Origin of the sequence: Sinorhizobium sp. B11 (assembly GCA_039725955.1) — a bacterium.
Lineage (GTDB): Bacteria > Pseudomonadota > Alphaproteobacteria > Rhizobiales > Rhizobiaceae > Rhizobium.
On sequence record CP091034.1, the window covers coordinates 1642364 to 1658910 of the forward strand.

15 protein-coding genes and 1 pseudogene are annotated in these 16547 nt (G+C 59.6%); 6 read left to right on the plus strand and 10 right to left on the minus strand.

What is annotated here, in order from left to right; translation table 11 throughout:
- The first annotated feature begins 16 nt into the window (after positions 1-16).
- The gene (locus LVY75_18015; GenBank protein ID XAZ25067.1) at positions 17-457 is read left to right on the plus strand and encodes a DUF2155 domain-containing protein; all 441 of its coding nucleotides are present in this window, start codon (positions 17-19) and stop codon (positions 455-457) included.
- A 122-nt stretch (positions 458-579) separates the two neighbouring features.
- On the opposite strand, the gene LVY75_18020 is transcribed toward LVY75_18015, so the two are convergent.
- From LVY75_18020 to LVY75_18045, 6 genes are all read right to left on the minus strand, one after another.
- Entirely contained in the window at positions 580-1509 is a 930-nt protein-coding gene (locus LVY75_18020; GenBank protein ID XAZ25068.1) for a DUF2167 domain-containing protein, read from the minus strand.
- Between the two features lie 74 nt (positions 1510-1583).
- A complete protein-coding gene (gene aat, locus LVY75_18025) occupies positions 1584-2201 on the minus strand; it encodes a leucyl/phenylalanyl-tRNA--protein transferase (GenBank protein ID XAZ25069.1) in 618 nt (205 codons plus the stop codon).
- 6 nt (positions 2202-2207) lie between these two features.
- Positions 2208-3560, minus strand: coding sequence for an acetyl-CoA carboxylase biotin carboxylase subunit (gene accC, locus LVY75_18030; protein XAZ25070.1), 1353 nt, complete (start codon positions 3558-3560; stop codon positions 2208-2210).
- A gap of 10 nt (positions 3561-3570) precedes the next feature.
- Complete coding sequence (gene accB, locus LVY75_18035; protein ID XAZ25071.1) at positions 3571-4047, minus strand: acetyl-CoA carboxylase biotin carboxyl carrier protein; 477 nt, start codon at positions 4045-4047, stop codon at positions 3571-3573.
- Positions 4048-4068: 21 nt separating this feature from the next.
- Positions 4069-4506 carry a type II 3-dehydroquinate dehydratase gene (aroQ, locus tag LVY75_18040; protein ID XAZ25072.1) on the minus strand — a complete coding sequence of 146 codons (438 nt, stop codon included), beginning with the start codon at positions 4504-4506 and terminating at the stop codon, positions 4069-4071.
- 242 nt (positions 4507-4748) lie between these two features.
- Entirely contained in the window at positions 4749-5507 is a 759-nt protein-coding gene (locus LVY75_18045; protein XAZ25073.1) for a DsbA family protein, read from the minus strand.
- A 206-nt stretch (positions 5508-5713) separates the two neighbouring features.
- On the opposite strand from LVY75_18045, the gene LVY75_18050 reads away from it, so the two are divergent.
- Positions 5714-6871: an aminotransferase class I/II-fold pyridoxal phosphate-dependent enzyme gene (locus LVY75_18050; GenBank protein ID XAZ25074.1), complete on the plus strand. Its 1158-nt coding sequence runs from the start codon at positions 5714-5716 to the stop codon at positions 6869-6871.
- Between the two features lie 6 nt (positions 6872-6877).
- Here the strand turns inward: LVY75_18050 and LVY75_18055 are convergent, their stop codons facing one another.
- Together LVY75_18055 and LVY75_18060 are read right to left on the minus strand one after the other, a co-directional pair.
- Positions 6878-7669 (minus strand): aldolase, encoded by a 792-nt coding sequence (locus LVY75_18055; protein ID XAZ25075.1) that lies wholly within the window; start codon positions 7667-7669, stop codon positions 6878-6880.
- Between the two features lie 22 nt (positions 7670-7691).
- Entirely contained in the window at positions 7692-8393 is a 702-nt protein-coding gene (locus tag LVY75_18060) for a haloacid dehalogenase type II (GenBank protein ID XAZ25076.1), read from the minus strand.
- Between the two features lie 87 nt (positions 8394-8480).
- Here LVY75_18060 and LVY75_18065 point away from each other — a divergent pair, with 87 nt between their 5' ends.
- Positions 8481-9332: a LysR substrate-binding domain-containing protein gene (locus tag LVY75_18065; GenBank protein XAZ25077.1), complete on the plus strand. Its 852-nt coding sequence runs from the start codon at positions 8481-8483 to the stop codon at positions 9330-9332.
- Here the strand turns inward: LVY75_18065 and LVY75_18070 are convergent.
- A pseudogene (locus LVY75_18070) lies at positions 9329-10673 on the minus strand (DUF2778 domain-containing protein). The gene LVY75_18065 and the pseudogene LVY75_18070 overlap by 4 nt on opposite strands.
- A 278-nt stretch (positions 10674-10951) precedes the next feature.
- A complete protein-coding gene (gene phaC, locus LVY75_18075; protein XAZ25078.1) occupies positions 10952-12781 on the minus strand; it encodes a class I poly(R)-hydroxyalkanoic acid synthase in 1830 nt (609 codons plus the stop codon).
- A gap of 148 nt (positions 12782-12929) precedes the next feature.
- On the opposite strand from phaC, the gene LVY75_18080 reads away from it, so the two are divergent.
- The 3 genes from LVY75_18080 to LVY75_18090 all read left to right on the plus strand — a co-directional run bounded on the left by LVY75_18080 (position 12930) and on the right by LVY75_18090 (position 16185).
- Positions 12930-13352 (plus strand): hypothetical protein, encoded by a 423-nt coding sequence (locus LVY75_18080; protein ID XAZ25079.1) that lies wholly within the window; start codon positions 12930-12932, stop codon positions 13350-13352.
- 224 nt (positions 13353-13576) lie between these two features.
- Positions 13577-14794, plus strand: a complete 1218-nt coding sequence (locus LVY75_18085) for an LL-diaminopimelate aminotransferase (protein ID XAZ25080.1) — start codon at positions 13577-13579, stop codon at positions 14792-14794.
- Between the two features lie 65 nt (positions 14795-14859).
- Positions 14860-16185, plus strand: a complete 1326-nt coding sequence (locus tag LVY75_18090) for a homoserine dehydrogenase (protein ID XAZ25081.1) — start codon at positions 14860-14862, stop codon at positions 16183-16185.
- The last annotated feature ends 362 nt before the right edge of the window (positions 16186-16547 follow it).

Sequence of the window (16547 nt, forward strand, 5' to 3'; positions counted from 1 at the left end):
GCTGGAGACGGGTAGTATGAAGCTTTCCCTGCGAAACATGGTCCTGCCGGCTGCGGGAGCTGTATCGCTGTTGGCGCTCTCCGCCGGGCTTCTTTCCAATCAGGCACAGGCCGCCCGCATCGACAATCCAGTCGCTGTCTTCTCCGGCCTCGACAAGATCACCGGTCGCATCACCACGTTTGACGTCTATGTCAACGAAACGGTCCAGTTCGGTGCCCTGCAGGTGACGCCGAAGGCCTGCTATTCGCGCGACCAGTCGGAAGCCCAGAAGATCGATGGTTTCGTCGAAGTTGACGAGATCACACTGGATCGCAAGATCCGCCGCATCTTCACCGGCTGGATGTTTGCCGACAGCCCGGGCCTCAATGCCGTCGAGCATCCGATCTATGACGTCTGGCTGAAGGACTGCAAGCAGAACTCCGACGTCCCGCCACCGGACAGCGCCGGCGCTAAGTAAAAGCGTGCACCTGATCGGCCAGACTTTCGGCTGCGAGATACGATCTACAGCAAGACGATGGCGGCGCCGGATGCGTGTCGCATACAATCGGTTCGATGCGACACGCCTGTTGATGCTGGTCGCTATGCGTTTGGCGTTTTGTTGCCCGTGAAGAGCTTCTTCACAAAGCTGAACGCCCCGCCAAATACCACGAAGACGAGGATCCAAGCCTTCTTCAGCACGGCGGCGGCGATAGCCAGCAGCCCGATCTTGGCGGCAACCTTGGCGCCAGCACCTGCAGCGATCATGCCTGCCATCCCATAGGCAGCGATCTTGTCGCCATCCACGTGATCGCCGTAGGCCATTCCCTTGTCGAACTGTACCAGCTTGGTCACGGTCGGGACGGCGGTCTCGATTTCCTTCAGCTGCTCGAGACCGGCAACGAAGTCGAATTGAAAGACCCCCTCACGGCCTAGCGTGCGCACGGAATAGTTCAGTGTATGCTGCGTGTTTCCATTCTCGTTGAACAGCAGGTCGCGCGCCCAGTGCAGGGCGTGTGCGGATTGATCATAATGCGGGGCAGAAGCCCAGCCGACGAGTGTCACAGTCGGAAAGCCCTGCTTCTGTCGCTCGGTATTGCTCTCCGAAATGGAGTCCTTGATGTTCTGCAGCAGGTCATCATAGTCGATCGTCGCTGCGTCGGCGTCCGATACATAGCCATCCGCGCTGTATTCGACGACCGAACCCCATGACCCGGCATCAGTCGGGGAGTATTGCGCAGGAAATAGCATGCCCAGTGCGTCAGCCGCTGCTCCCGGAGGGTTTCCCCAGATGTCGACAAGCACGGTTTTCGTATCTTCGGGGCTTAGAAAATAAAACCCTTCAGGTACGTTCAACGTCGCCTTCGCAGTCGGCAGCTTGATTGCCCCTTGCTGGAAATCGAGCTTCTCCAGAAGCGACTTCTCTTCATCGGAGAAGTCAGTCCTGTTCGAAAACATTTCCTGATAGGGGCGCGCATCTGCTGCTCCGGCAGCGAGCGCGAGCAGGATTGCAGCCGCAATATATCGCTTCAAAATTCCATCCTCCGTTGTATTTCGACCTTAATTGAATCGGTCAAAAAATCAACGCAGGGATGAAAATTTCAACCTTAAAACAGCAGATGTGGTGATTCCATCGCATCGGCGAGCAGCAGCGCATAATCCGCCTTTGGCACGTCGAGCGCCCCGAACGTCTTCAGATGCTCTGTGGTGAACTGAGTATCGAGCAGCGTGAAGTGTTTCTGCCGCAAACGTTCCACCAGATGTACGAGACAGATCTTCGAAGCATCGGTGCGCCGCGAGAACATGCTTTCCCCGAAGAAGGCGGAACCGAGCGATACGCCATAGAGACCTCCGACGAGTTCATCGCCATCCCAGGCTTCTACGGAATGGGCATGGCCCATGCCGTGCAGGGCGGAATAGAGCGTTCGGATCGTCTCGTTGATCCAGGTGCTCGGACGATCGGTCGTCTCTTGCGCGCAAGCGGTCATCACGGCATCGAAGGCGCTGTTGAAGCGGATCTCGAAGGGCTTTTGCCGGATCGTCTTTCGAAGACTTTTGGAAACGTGGAAACGGTCGTCGAGCGGCAGGACGCCGCGGACATCAGGTTCGACCCAGAAGATCTCCGGATCATCGGCAGATTCGGCCATGGGGAAGAGGCCGATCGAATAGGCGCGCAGGAGGATCTCCGGGGTAATACCTGGCGATTTCCTGCGCGCTCCTGCCATTCTGTCCTATGCTGCCGGCTTGCTGTTGGCGAGATACTTTTCCAGCCAATGGATATCATAGTCGCCATTGGCGATATCCTGGTTGGAAACGAGATCCTGGAACAGTGGCAGCGTTGTCTTGATGCCGTCAACGACAAATTCATCGAGCGCACGGCGCAGGCGCATCATGCATTCGACACGCGTCCGGCCATGGACAATCAGCTTGCCGATCAGGCTGTCGTAGTAAGGCGGGATCTTGTAGCCCTGATAGGCGCCGGAATCGATGCGCACGCCAAGACCACCCGGTGCATGGAAATGCGTGATCGTGCCGGGGGAGGGCACGAAGGTGCGCGCGTCCTCCGCGTTGATGCGGCATTCGATGGCATGACCCTGGAAATGCACCTCGTCCTGCGTGACCGACAGACCGCCGCCGGAGGCGACGCGGATCTGCTCATGCACGAGGTCGATGCCGGTGATGGCTTCGGTGACCGGATGCTCCACCTGCAGGCGGGTGTTCATTTCGATGAAATAGAACTCGCCATTTTCGTAGAGGAACTCGATCGTGCCGGCGCCACGGTATTTCAGCTTCTTCATCGCGTCGGCGCAGACCTGGCCGATCTTCATGCGCTGTTCGACGTTGAGCGCCGGAGAGTTGGCTTCTTCCCAGACCTTCTGGTGGCGACGCTGCAGCGAGCAGTCGCGTTCGCCGAGATGGACCGCATTGCCCTCGCCATCGCCGAATACCTGGATTTCGATATGGCGCGGCTTTTCGAGGTACTTTTCCATGTAGACGGCGTCGTTGCCGAAGGCAGCGGCGGCCTCGGTGCGGGCCGTCGACCAGGCCTCGATCAGATCGGCTTCGGTCTTGGCAACCTTCATGCCGCGTCCGCCACCGCCGGCCGTTGCCTTGATCAGCACCGGATAGCCGATATAGGCAGCCGTCTTCAGCGCATCCTCTTCGGTCTTAACCTCGCCGTCGGAACCGGGAACGACGGGAATGCCGAGCTCCTGCGCCGTCGTCTTGGCGGTGATCTTGTCGCCCATGATGCGGATATGCTCCGCCGTCGGGCCGATGAAGGTGATGCCGTGGGCTTCGAGGATATCGGCGAATTTGGCGTTTTCCGACAGGAAGCCATAGCCTGGATGCACGGCGTCAGCGCCAGTGATCTCGCAGGCCGCGACGATCTGATGGATGTTGAGATAGCTCTCACGCGACGGCGGCGGGCCGATGCACACACTCTCGTCAGCGAGGCGAACATGCATGGCGTCGGCGTCTGCCGTCGAATGCACGGCAACGCTTGCAATGCCGAGTTCCTTGCAGGCGCGCAGCACGCGAAGGGCGATCTCGCCGCGATTGGCTATGAGGATCTTCGAGATCATTGGCAAAGCCTTATTCGATGACGACGAGTGGCTGGCCGTATTCGACGGGCGAACCGTCTTCGACGAGGATCTCCGTGACCTTGCCGGACTTGGGCGAAGGGATCTGGTTCATCGTCTTCATCGCTTCGATAATGAGCAGCGTCTGGCCTTCCTTGACGGTGGCGCCGAGTTCGATGAACGCGCGCGCGCCCGGGGCCGGAGCCATGTAGACCGTGCCGACCATCGGCGCGTTGACGGTATTGGCCGGGTTACGTCCGACTGCCGCCGGAGCCGCAACTGCGGCAGCCGCGACCGGGGCTGCAGCAGCTGGCGCCGCATAGGCGGGAGCGCCGATCGGCGCCTGGATATACTGGGGCGTGCCTGCGCGCGAAACGCGGATACGCAGATCTTCCTGCTCGACTTCGATCTCGGTCAGATCCGTGTCCTTGAGGATGTTTGCGAGATCGCGGATCAGCGCCTGATCGATACCGGATTTCTTTTCAGCCATGAGTGTAGCCCTGTCTTCTTCTTATGCCGTGATGTTCTTCAGCGCGTGCAGCGCCAGGATGTAGCTGTGAGGCCCGAAGCCGCAGATCACGCCCTTGCATGCAGGCGCGATCATCGACTTGTGGCGGAATTCTTCCCGTGCATGCACGTTGGATATGTGGAGCTCGATGACGGGAATGGAAATGGCACGGATCGCATCGTGCAGCGCGACCGACGTATGCGTATAGGCGCCTGCATTGATGGCGACGCCGGCGGCCTTTTCATCCGCCTCGTGGAACCAGTCCACCAGCATGCCTTCGTGATTGCTTTGACGGAAGTCGATGTCGAACCCGAGTTCGCGGCCCGCAGCCTTGCAGTCCGCCTCGATGTCCTTGAGAGTCTTGCCACCATAGATGCCAGGTTCTCGCTTGCCCAGCATATTCAGGTTGGGCCCGTTCAGGACAAAAATCGTTTTCGTCATCGAATGTTCCGTTTGGCGCACCGGCTCTGGACCTCGGTGGATCAAGCAACCGTACGCGGTTCAGTGTATTCCTCGCGTCCGATGCCAGCCTCTCGGTGACAAAGGCACGGGAATGCGCGAGCGCCACCTATAGACTCCACGCGGACTTATTGAAAGCCCTTACGGAATCGGCAGGGGGCGCCGCGCCATGTTTGTCCACATGGCTGAAGCACTTCGATTTAGGCGATTTGATGGGCGGTGCGTCAGCAGCTCGTCTTGCCGCAGGCCCGCATGTTCTTCACCTTGGCCTCAAGATCGTCGATGCCGACGGCGCCGGGCACCATTTCATTGCCGATCACATAGGACGGCGTACCGCTGATGCCGAGATTGGCGGCGAGCTGATAGGTCGCCTGCACGATATCGTCGTTCGGGCTTTTTTTCATCTCCGCGCGGATCTTGTCTTCGCTGACACCAAGGGAAGAGGCGACCTGGATTGCAGTGTCCTCGGAGGCGCGGCCGTCACTGCCGAGCAGAGCGACGTGGAAATCGCTGTACTTTTCCGGCGCAATCCGGCGGAAGGCATCCGCAACGCGGTGCGCGGCAACCGAATCCGGCCCCAGGATCGGGAATTCCTTCAGCACGAAACGGACATTCTTGTCCTTCTTCAGGAGCGCCTGCATGTCGGGCAGGGCGTGGCGGCAATAGGTACAGTTGTAGTCGAAGAACTCGACGACGGTGACATCGCCCTTCGGGTTGCCGAGTGTTACGTCATTCTTGGAATCGAAGATGCCGTCGGTATTGTTCTCGATGGCCATGGTGGCCTTCACCTGCTGGGCCATCTGCTGCTTCTTCTGCAGCGCATCCTGCACGTCGAGCATGATCTCAGGATTTTCGATCAGATACTGCTTGATGAATTCGCCGAGTTCCTTCTTCTGCTGGTCGTCGAATGCAAATGCCTGAGCCGGAAGGGCGATGGAGGCTGCAAGCGCCAGTGCGGTGAGCGTTTTGGAGAAGAAGGCCATGGTATCCTCGTCGTCGGCTGATGGGTTTTCGAAGCGAAATTACCATTGCCGGGTTAATGGGCTTGGATGCGTCCGCATCAAATTACGGCGCGTCGGGCCGCCATCAAACAGGAATTTTCCTCCGATCCAAGCCCTCGCGGGATTGTGATGAGCCGATTATTGCGGCAATTGTCTGGCCGTCATCTGAAGCCAGGCAGGAAGTGATCGTGTTTTCCATCTCGAAACGCAGCGAAGTCGAACCGTTCCATGCAATGGATGTTCTCGCCGAAGCGACGAAACGACGTGCGAGCGGCCACCCCGTCATTTCCATGGCCGTCGGCCAGCCCTCCCATCCGGCGCCCAAGGCCGCACTCGATGCTTCCCGCGCGGCACTTGCCGAAGGGCGCATCGGCTATACGGATGCGCTTGGCACGGCGCGGTTGAAGCAGGGGCTCGCCTCGCATTATCGCAACCGCCATGGCCTGGAGATCGATCCCGCCCGCATTGCCGTCACGACCGGCTCATCGGCCGCCTTCAATCTCGCCTTCCTGTCGCTCTTTGATGCCGGCGACACGGTCGCAATCGCCCGGCCAGGCTACCCGGCCTACCGCAACATCCTCGGCGCTCTCGGCCTCGACGTTGTCGAAGTGCCGGTCACGGCGGACACGCATTTCACGCTGACGCCCGAAAGCCTCGAAGCGATCCAGCTGGAAAAGGGCGTGAAACTGAAGGGCGTGCTGTTGGCAAGTCCTGCTAATCCAACCGGCACTGTGACCGGCCGCGAAGGCCTGAAGGCGCTTGCCGCCTATTGCGATGCCAATGACATCGCCTTCATCTCCGACGAAATCTATCACGGCCTGACCTTTGCAGGAGAAGAGACGAGCGCGCTGGAACTGACGGACGAGGCAATCGTCATCAATTCCTTCTCCAAATATTATTGCATGACCGGCTGGCGTATTGGCTGGATGGTGCTGCCCGAGCGGCTGGTGCGTCCGATCGAACGCGTGGCCCAGAGCCTCTATATCTCGCCGCCGGAACTTTCCCAGATCGCTGCTACTGCTGCTCTTGGCGCCAACGAAGAATTGGATTGCGTCAAGGCAAGCTACGCGGCAAACCGCGAACTGCTGCTCGACCGGCTGCCGAAGATCGGCTTAGCGCCGGCCTCCCCGATGGACGGCGCTTTCTACGCCTATGTCGATGTCTCGCGCTTCACCAATGACAGCATGGATTTCGCCCGTCGCATGCTGGCCGAGATCAATGTCGCTGCCACGCCCGGCCTCGATTTCGACCCGGTCGAAGGACCGCGCACGCTGCGCATGTCCTATGCCGGCTCGCAGGCTGAAATCGCCGAGGCGATAGAACGCATCGGCGCCTGGCTGAAGTAACGGCGCTTAGTTCCGGTATTCCGGCGCTTGGCGGTCGAGAACGCGCCTGACGCTTTCGAGATGCAGCCGTGCACTTTCCGGATCGCCTTCGCGCATCTGTCGGGCAGCCTGCTCGGCGATGTCTGTCGAAACCGGGATGAGCCGCCGACCGGTGCTCATCGCCTTGAGCTGAACCTCGGCTGCCCGCTCCAGATAATAGAGATCGTCCCAGGCTTCGGCGATATTGGGCGCGCAGACCATCACGCCATGGTTCTTCATGAATAGAATGTCCTTGTCGCCGAGCACGGCGGCAATCCTGTCACCCTCGCGTTCGTCCAGGGCCAGCCCGTTATAATTCTCGTCGACGGCAACGCGGCCGTAAAATTTCAGTGCCGTCTGACCGGCCCAGACGAAAGGATCGCCCTCGACCATGCTGAGTGCGGTTGCATTCGGCATATGCGTGTGGAAGGCGGCTCCGACGCGCGGCGACATCCTGTGCAGCCGGGCATGGATGAAAAAGGCGGTTGCCTCGGGCACGCCATCGCCGACAACGACATTGCCTTCGAAATCGCAGATGAGCAGTGACGAGGCGGTCGCTTCCTGAAAGGCCCAGCCGAGCCTGTTGACGAGGAAAAAATCGGGATGACCGGGTACGACGGCCGAGAAATGGTTGCAAATGCCTTCCTCGAGCCCAAGCCGAGCCGCCATTCTGAGGCACGCCGCCAGATCAACGCGCGCCTGCCAGATCTCGTCAGTATCGAGCGGCAGGTTGCGCAATATTGCCGGCTGCCCTTTCGCGAGGTTCAATTCATGAGCCATGTCTCGTCTCCAGTCGCGTCAATTACATCCAGCCCTTCGCTGCAAAGATGGCAGGCACCTTGTCGAGCGTCGGCACGATCTCGCTGGGGCGGTAGTCGCTGAGGGGTTTGCGCCCGGTGCCGCGATCCACCCAGATTGCACGAAAACCGAGTTCGCGCGCCGCGACAAGGTCAAGATGCGGGCTTGCGCAGATATGCACGAGATCATTCATATCGATGCCGAGCGTTTTCCATGCATGCCGGAAGATTTTCGGCGACGGCTTGTAGGCTTCCGCCTGCTCGGCGGTGATCACCCGGTCGATGAAACCGCCAAGCTGCGCGACATTGCCGGCGATGATCGCGTCGTCGGTATTGGAGATAATGGCAAGCCTGAAGCCGGCGGCTTTCAGCTTGCCGAGCGTCGCAACGACTTCGGGGAAAGGTGGCATCCGGCCGATTGACGAAGTCAACAAGTCGGCATCGGCGCCATCGAAGGGCAGGCCGAATTCCTTCATCGCCAGTTCGAGCGCGAGCGCGGTGACCTGTTTGAAGGATCGGTGCGGCCTTTGCTCTTCGAGTTCATGTTCGTAACGGTCATAGACGGCGATAAAGGCTGGCTGGTCGATATCGCCGCCCTTTGCCGACAGGATCTCATTCATGGCGGCAAGCAGGCCTTCATCCCATTGAATCAGCGTGCCATAGCAATCGAAGGTCAGCCAGCTCGGCCGGTTTCCGGGAAGTGTCATCGGTGGTCTCCATGCTTTTCCTCATATTGACAAGAAAGCAGCTCATTGAGAAATTAAATGTCCTAATAACCGGCAGTGGAAAATCGAATGAGCTTCCCCTTCGATCTCGATCTTCTCCGAACTTTTGCGGCTGTCGTCGACGCCGGTGGTTTCACACGGGCGGCCGAGCGCATTCATCTCACTCAGTCCACCGTCAGCCAGCAGGTCCGGAAGCTGGAGGCCAATATCGGCCACACCCTTCTTCTGCGCGACAAGTCGACGGGTGGCATTCAGACGACCGAAGAAGGGGAGCTTCTCTTGAGTTATGCTCGACGCCTGCTGGCGACAGCCGAAGAGGCGATGGAGCTTATGCGCAAGCCCGCCGCACCCAAGGCCGTCAGGCTCGGCGTTCCCGAGGATTTTGCCGGCCGCAGGCTCATCGATCTCCTCTCGGGCTTTTCAGCGGCTTCTCCGCATATAAGGCTCGATACGGTGAGCGGCTGGAGCGTCGAGCTTCGCCGTCTTCTGGAGGCAGGTGAAATCGATCTTGCGCTCATCAAGCGTGAACCGGGCGATGGTAGCGCGCTGGCAAGCTGGACGGAGGAATTGGTCTGGGTTGAAAGCATGCATCGGCCGGTGCGGGACGAGACGGTACCGCTTGCCGTCTTTCCTGTCGGCTGCATCTACCGCGAAAGAGCAATCCGTTTCATCGAGCGCAGCGGGCGGCGCTGGCGTATCGCCTATACGAGCCAGGGATTGATGGGTGTGCAGGCTGCTGTGGCTTCCGGCCTCGGCATCAGCCTGCTGCCGTCGGATGCAGTCCTGCCGGAGCATCGTGAGCTTGGAGCCGCGGATGGCTTCGATCCGCAGCCGGCGTCCGAACTCGCCCTGGTCAAAGGACGGCTCCGTCTGTCTGCGGAGAGCCGTTCCCTGGCGGATTTCCTCGCGGCTAAGCTTTAGGTCCGCGAAGAGAAGAGCGACGCGAGTGTCGAAGCCGGCTTGTTGTTCATCCGTGGCACGACGACGAGCTGCCGGATGTCACCGCGCCTGTAGGCGGCCAGGAAGCGCTTGTAATCCTTGAAGGAAACGCAGCCGTTGGAATCGCCGTTCTTGCCGAGCATGTAGGTGTGGGCCAGAAGGCCGACGCGGTTGAAGATTGCGTCCGAACCCTGCACTGGCGTCAGGCGAATGGCGGCCACGCCATGGAACAGGGATTCGCGCATCGTCAGATTATAGGTATGTGGCGGCGTCGGTCCGCGCATTTTCTGATTAGTGTAGCGCGGGTTGTCGCGCATCTTGCCCAGACCGGAATGGGCCTCCAGCCGCTCGCCGTTCGGAAGGTAGACAGTCGCGTTTTCGATGTCGTAGATCGCAACACCGGCACGCACGCGCGGCGTAAAGACCGGCTTGTCATAGCGCGGCACCGCATCGTCATCGTCATCTTCGATTGGTGAGTTCGGCTTGGCATAGGCAAGCACGGGCTCGGCAGAGCGCTGAGAGCCCTTGGAAGCAGGAGCCGGCTTGCCGACAAGACCGTCGGGCCGCGCCATCGGCAGCGGGACAGAATCCTCATCGGGGGCAAGAACCAGATCGAAAGGCGGTGCACCGTCCGCTTCGGCAACTTCGATTTCCGCCGGCTTGTCGGCGGCAGGAGCAACTGCGCGGCTAAGCTGCTGCGGATCAACCGGAACAGGCATGACACGCGGACCCGCGTCGGCAAGGGCGACCATTGCGGGCATTTCGGCCGCAGCCACGGCTTCCTTCGACGGAATGATGATCCGGTCGGCATCACCTGCGCCAGCCGCCAATGAAGCGGTTTTCCACGGTCGCATCGGGCGTCTTGATTGTATCGTCCTTGCTGAAGCGCGAATTCCCGGAGGCGGCTACCGGCTGAAGTTCCGCGACGGCAACGGCAACGCCATTGGTCTTGGCCAGCGCCAGCTTTGCATTCGAGGCAGCCGATGTGCTTTGCGCATGCGACTGGATCAACTGCGCCGTCAGAGGCACTACCGGCTTTGCGTCGAATGCCGCAAGCCGTGAAGCCTTGTTCACATGGATGAGACGCTCATGCGTGACGGCAACCCGTGTCGCCCTTAACGCGGTGGCAACCGGGGAAATCTCCTTTTGTGTGGAGAACGGCATCGACACCGATTGCATCGTCGCGACAGTGCCGATAAGCCACGTGGAGGTCAAAAATCCGGCGATTGCGATGCCGGTTAGAAAACCGCGAGATCTGCCTGAACGAACAGGGGATCCGCCAAAAGGGGCGACGTTATTGAACGTCCCTACCGCAAACGCCATACTCTACTCGTCTTCCAAAACGCGCTACGCAGGCCGGCAGCACTGGCTTACTGATTTTTGCCGGAGCCGCTAACTGCCCAAAAAGGCCGAATTTGGGCCTGTTCGCGACATGCGACCGTTTCTTAAGGATGACGAACTATGGTTTCCAATTGGTTTACAGGCGAAGCGCTCTGCTTCGATTGTCGCGAAAACAGACGCAATATTTTAGAAGAAGCTCTTTTTCAAAGACTTGCCGTAGCCCGCTGAAGGCAAGCCGGCGACGGGAAATTTTTCCGCGTTCAGCTGCGCGCCATCACATAGCTTCCGGGAGCTTCCTCGATCGCATTGAGCGCTGCTCCTCCGACCTTGCGGGCAGCCACATGCTCGCCGGCTTGCGATTCGATCCATCCGTGCCAGTGCGGCCACCAGGAGCCTGCCGTCTCCTTCGCCTTGGTGAGCCATGCGTCATAATCGCCTTTGGCCGGGCCGCCCGTCCAGAACTGATACTTGTGCTTGTCTGGCGGGTTGACGACGCCGGCAATATGGCCGGAGCCTGCGACGACGAACTGCACCTTGCCACCGAAGTACTGGCTGCCGACGAAGACAGACTTTGCCGGCGCGATATGATCCTCGCGCGTCGCAAGATTATAGATCGGGATCTTGATGTCCTTCAGCGATAAGGTCTTGCCGTCGAGGATCATCTCGTCCTTGGTCAGCGCATTCCGCAGATAGCAGTTGCGCAGGTAGAAGGCATGGTTCGCCGCCGCCATGCGAGTCGAATCGGCATTCCAGAACAAGAGGTCGAAGGGCAGGGGCTCCTGGCCCTTCAGGTAGTTGTTGACGAAATAGGGCCAGATGAGCTCGCCCGCCCTGAGCATGTTGAAGGCGGTCGACATGCGTGAACCATCGAGATAGCCGAGCTCCTGCATGTGCGCTTCCAGCGCCTGAAGTTGCTCCTCGTCGACGAAAACCTTCAGGTCGCCGGCATGGGTGAAATCGACCTGGGTGGTGAAGAGCGTTGCGCTCTTGATGCGCTTGTTCTTCTCCCTGGCGTGCAGGGCGAGGGTTGCGGCAAGGAGCGTGCCCCCGACGCAATAGCCGATGGCGTTGACTTCCTTTTCACCGGTCGCCTTTTCGATCGTTTCCAGCGCGAAATCGACCCCCTCCCGCGCATAAGCGGTCCAATCCTTCAGTGCATGGCGGCTATCCGGATTGACCCAGGAGATCACGAAAACCGTATGTCCCTGGTCCACGCACCATTTGATGAAGGATTTCTGCGGGTTGAGGTCGAGAATATAGAACTTGTTGATCCATGGCGGGCAAATCAGCAGCGGCCGCTTCAGCACGGTCTCCGTCGATGGCTCGTACTGGATGATCTGGCAGATCTCGTTCTGGGCGATCACCTTGCCTGGCGTCAGCGCCATATCGCGGCCAACGGCAAATTTGGTCATGTCGGTCTGACGCAGCCGCAGCTCGCCGCGACCGGCGATAATATCCTCGGTCAGCATCTTCATGCCGCGGACGAGGTTTTCACCGCTGGTCGCTATCGTCTCGCGATAGACCTGGGGATTGGTGACCACGAAATTTGTGGGCGAGAGCGCCGCCGTAATCTGCTTCACGTAGAAGCCGGCCTTGTGCTTGGTGTGCTCGTCGAGCCCCTCGGTCTCCGCAACCAGCTTTTCGGCCCAGTCGGCAGTGACGAAATAGACCTGTTTCAAGAATTCGAAGAAGGGGTTCTTCTGCCAGTCCTCGTCGGCGAAGCGCTTGTCCTTGCGCTCGACCTCCTGTTCGACCGTCTCGCCCTGCATGCGCTGCATCGAGCGCATCCAGATGCCGAAGAAGGAGGTCATCAGCTGTGTCTGCGCCTCGAAAGTGCGGCGTGGATCGGCGATCCAGTATTCCGTCACCCTGGAGAGCGTTTTCACCATATCGGTGACGGGTTCTACGGCCGTGTCGGTGATTTCGCCGCGCTCGCGTGGGCCGAGCCATGCCGAAGCTGCCTTGCCGAGGTTTTCGAGCGCACGGGCGAAATTGAGCGCCATGGCCTCGGGATCCTTCAGCATATAGGGATCGAGATCCTTGGCGTCGAAATCCAGCTTGGCACCATTCTCCCGCTTGCTGTCGGTCACGCACTTCCTCCGGCGGCAGCATCCATTGTTTGTCCGTTGTACATCTGCTGCGTTGAAGAAAACAAGTTCCGCCCGCCCGCTCTCATGCTATTGCTTTGTCGCTGCGACGAATTTAACAGTCGAAGCAGGCAGGATTGGATCATCAGGCATGACGACGACAGGCATTGGGCATTTCGTGACCTTCACCCGCACCGCAGCAATCTGCGCGGCGGCCGCGGCCATGGCCTTCGCGCTTGCCGGATGCAACAAGACCGCCGAGGAGAAAAAGGCCTTCGCCCAGCGTATGGCAGCACCGACTGCAGTCGTGATGCCCGCTTCCAAGGGCGAACCCGTTGAAGGCGGCCTGACCAAGAGCCCCGACGGCTACCCGTCGTTCGGTGCGCCGCTGACGGCCGCCAACGTTCAGATGAACGACGAACAGGCGGCCGAGTTGCAGCATCAGCTGAGCGCCCTTGGTGCCAAGCGCCAGGCGGGCACAATCTCCGAGGCGGAGTATCAACGCCGCGTTGCCGAGATGCGGAAGCTGGCCGCCGACCACGGGGCCGAAACGCTCTCCGAAATCACCAAATAAGCCTTGCCTTTCAGGCGATTTGGACGCAAAGCCTTCCGGATGGATCGGAAGACACAATTTTCCCGATAATGCGCTTCGTGCGCGGCTTCTCCGTCAAAGATTTGCCGCGCAGTTAAGTTGAAGAGGAATACGGCGCTGCGAGTCTGAAGCTCGTATCGCAGCTGCCGGGAGACGGAACGAGCTTCGACAGCGGTCACGTTGGCCGCATTTCCATGGGGAAAGAGATGGAAGAGTTTCACAAAGTCCGGCGTTTGCCGCCTTACGTTTTCGAACAGGTCAACCGTTTGAAAGCGAGCGCGCGAGCGGGCGGGGCCGATATCATCGATCTCGGCATGGGAAACCCCGACCTTCCGACCCCTCAGGCGATCGTCGACAAGCTCTGCGAAGTCGTCCAGGACCCGCGCACGCACCGTTATTCGTCCTCCAAGGGCATTCCCGGTCTGCGCCGCGCCCAGGCTGCCTACTATGCGCGCCGATTCGGCGTGAAGCTGAATCCCGACACGCAGGTGGTCGCGACCCTCGGCTCCAAGGAAGGCTTTGCCAACATGGCGCAGGCGATCACCGCGCCGGGTGACGTCATCCTCTGCCCGAACCCGACCTATCCAATCCATGCTTTCGGCTTCCTGATGGCCGGCGGCGTGATCCGTTCCATGTCGGTCGAGCCGGACGAAAGCTTCTTTCCGCCGCTCGAGCGCGCCGTGCGCCATTCGATCCCGAAGCCGCTGGCGCTGATCCTGAACTATCCGTCGAACCCGACGGCACTCGTGGCGACCCTCGACTTCTACAAGGACGTCATTGCCTTCGCAAAAAAGCACGACATCATCGTGCTGTCGGATCTTGCCTATTCGGAAATCTATTTCGATGGCGAGCCGCCACCGTCGGTCCTGCAGGTTCCGGGGGCAATGGATGTGACCGTCGAGTTCACCTCCATGTCCAAGACCTTCTCCATGCCCGGCTGGCGCATGGGCTTTGCGGTCGGTAACGAGCGACTGATTGCAGCGCTGACGCGTGTGAAGTCCTACCTCGATTATGGCGCCTTCACGCCGATCCAGGTTGCCGCAACCCATGCCCTGAACGGCGATGGCTCCGACATTGCGGAAGTCCGCAATGTCTACAAGCGCCGCCGCGACGTCATGGTTGAAAGCTTCGGCAAGGCGGGATTCGACGTGCCTCCACCGGCCGCTACCATGTTTGCCTGGGCGAAGATTCCGGAAAAGTTCCGTCATCTCGGATCGCTGGAGTTTTCGAAGCTTCTGGTCGAGAAGGCTGACGTTGCCGTTGCCCCGGGCATCGGCTTCGGCGAGCAGGGCGATGATTACGTTCGTCTGGCACTCGTCGAGAACGAACACCGCATCCGCCAGGCTGCACGCAACATCAAGAAGTTCATGTCGACGGCAGACGAGACGATGCACAACGTCATCTCGCTCAACGCCCACCGTTAATTGCAACCTAGAAAGACAGCCGCATATTTGCGGCTGTCTCTCACCAGACATTTCAGGATCGATCCATGGCAGACGCCCTCAAAATCGGCATTGCGGGCTTGGGTACCGTTGGTGCCTCGCTTGTTCGCATCATCAAGCAGAAGAGCAATGAACTTGCAGTCACCTGCGGCCGCCCGATTACGATTACGGCAGTTTCGGCTCGTGACCGTTCGAAGGACCGTGGGATCGATCTGACCGGCATCACCTGGTTCGACCGTCCTGAAGATCTTGCCGAGAAGGCCGATATCGACGTTTTCGTTGAACTGATCGGCGGCGCTGAAGGCGCGGCCAACGTCGCTGTTCGCGCCGCTCTCTCCCGTGGTCTCCATGTGGTGACTGCCAACAAGGCGCTGCTTGCCTATCACGGCGTCGAGCTTGCAACGATTGCCGAGGAAAAGGGCTCGCTTCTGAATTTCGAAGCAGCCGTTGCGGGTGGCATCCCGGTCATCAAGGCGCTGCGTGAATCGCTGACGGGCAACACGATCTCGCGCGTCTATGGCATCATGAACGGCACCTGCAACTACATCCTCACCAAGATGGAGAAGGAAGGCCTGTCCTTTGCCGATTGCCTGAAGGAAGCCCAGCGCCTCGGCTATGCCGAAGCCGATCCGGCCTTCGACATCGAAGGCAACGACACCGCCCATAAGCTCTCGATCCTGACCACGCTCGCCTTCGGCAACAGGATCGCGGCCGATGATATCTATCTCGAAGGCATCACCAATATCTCGATCGAGGATATCCGTGCCGCCGCCGACCTCGGCTACCGTATCAAGCTGCTCGGCGTCGCTCAGCGCACGGAGACCGGCATCGAACAGCGCGTGCATCCGACCATGGTGCCCGTCGATTCCGTCATCGCTCAGGTCGATGGTGTCACAAACGCCGTCGCGATCGAATCCGATATCCTCGGTGAGTTGCTGATGGTCGGCCCGGGTGCAGGCGGCAATGCCACGGCGTCTTCGGTGCTCGGCGATATCGCTGACATCGCCAAGAGCCAGCCGGGCGCCCAGCGCGTTCCCGTTCTCGGCCATCCCGCCAAGTCGCTTGAGACTTACCGCAAGGCACAGATCCAGAGCCACGAGGGCGGCTATTTCATCCGCCTGACCGTTCTCGACCGCACCGGCGTTTTTGCCAGCGTCGCCACGCGCATGGCGGAAAACCAGATTTCTTTGGAATCGATCGTCCAGCGTTCCAAGCAGCATCTGGCGCCTTCGCACCACCAGACGATCATCCTCGTCACCCACGCGACGATGGAAGACTCAGTGCGCAAGGCAGTTGCTGCGATCAAGGAAGAGGGCTACCTCGTCGGGGAGCCGCAGGTAATCCGCATCGAGCGTCCTAAGGAAGAATCCTGACATTTATTCCAGATTGGAGCAGATCAGCCCGTCCGGGATCACTCGGACGGGTTTTCTGTTATTAATCAAAGTACTTCACAAAAATTTATATTAACAGATATGCGGATATAGATATAATCATCCCGGGAGCCGTTGGAGTCGCGGGTGAGGAAGATCAAGCAGACGCATGACATACGCATCGAGCCCGAGAGTCCTCGGGCGGGTTCACCGAAATTTGATCCGACAGCGCTTGGAGCCGCCCTTGAATGCGAGCCGCCTCAGGGACGAAATTGGGCCACGCTGCTGATTCTGCTGTCGATCGTTTTCGTCCAGCTGTTTGTTATCGGATTGGTTATCTGGACAATTTTCCGGTAATCCACAGG

Excerpts from the sequence above, each read along its gene's own strand:
- accC (XAZ25070.1), bottom strand. The coding sequence starts at position 3,560 with ATGATCTCGAAGATCCTCATAGCCAATCGCGGCGAGATCGCCCTTCGC.
- LVY75_18045 (XAZ25073.1), bottom strand. The coding sequence starts at position 5,507 with ATGGCCTTCTTCTCCAAAACGCTCACCGCACTGGCGCTTGCAGCCTCC.
- LVY75_18015 (XAZ25067.1), top strand. The coding sequence starts at position 17 with ATGAAGCTTTCCCTGCGAAACATGGTCCTGCCGGCTGCGGGAGCTGTA.
- aroQ (XAZ25072.1), bottom strand. The coding sequence starts at position 4,506 with ATGACGAAAACGATTTTTGTCCTGAACGGGCCCAACCTGAATATGCTG.
- LVY75_18060 (XAZ25076.1), bottom strand. The coding sequence starts at position 8,393 with ATGACACTTCCCGGAAACCGGCCGAGCTGGCTGACCTTCGATTGCTAT.
- accB (XAZ25071.1), bottom strand. The coding sequence starts at position 4,047 with ATGGCTGAAAAGAAATCCGGTATCGATCAGGCGCTGATCCGCGATCTC.
- aat (XAZ25069.1), bottom strand. The coding sequence starts at position 2,201 with ATGGCAGGAGCGCGCAGGAAATCGCCAGGTATTACCCCGGAGATCCTC.
- LVY75_18055 (XAZ25075.1), bottom strand. The coding sequence starts at position 7,669 with ATGGCTCATGAATTGAACCTCGCGAAAGGGCAGCCGGCAATATTGCGC.
- LVY75_18085 (XAZ25080.1), top strand. The coding sequence starts at position 13,577 with ATGGAAGAGTTTCACAAAGTCCGGCGTTTGCCGCCTTACGTTTTCGAA.
- LVY75_18080 (XAZ25079.1), top strand. The coding sequence starts at position 12,930 with ATGACGACGACAGGCATTGGGCATTTCGTGACCTTCACCCGCACCGCA.
- LVY75_18065 (XAZ25077.1), top strand. The coding sequence starts at position 8,481 with ATGAGCTTCCCCTTCGATCTCGATCTTCTCCGAACTTTTGCGGCTGTC.
- LVY75_18090 (XAZ25081.1), top strand. The coding sequence starts at position 14,860 with ATGGCAGACGCCCTCAAAATCGGCATTGCGGGCTTGGGTACCGTTGGT.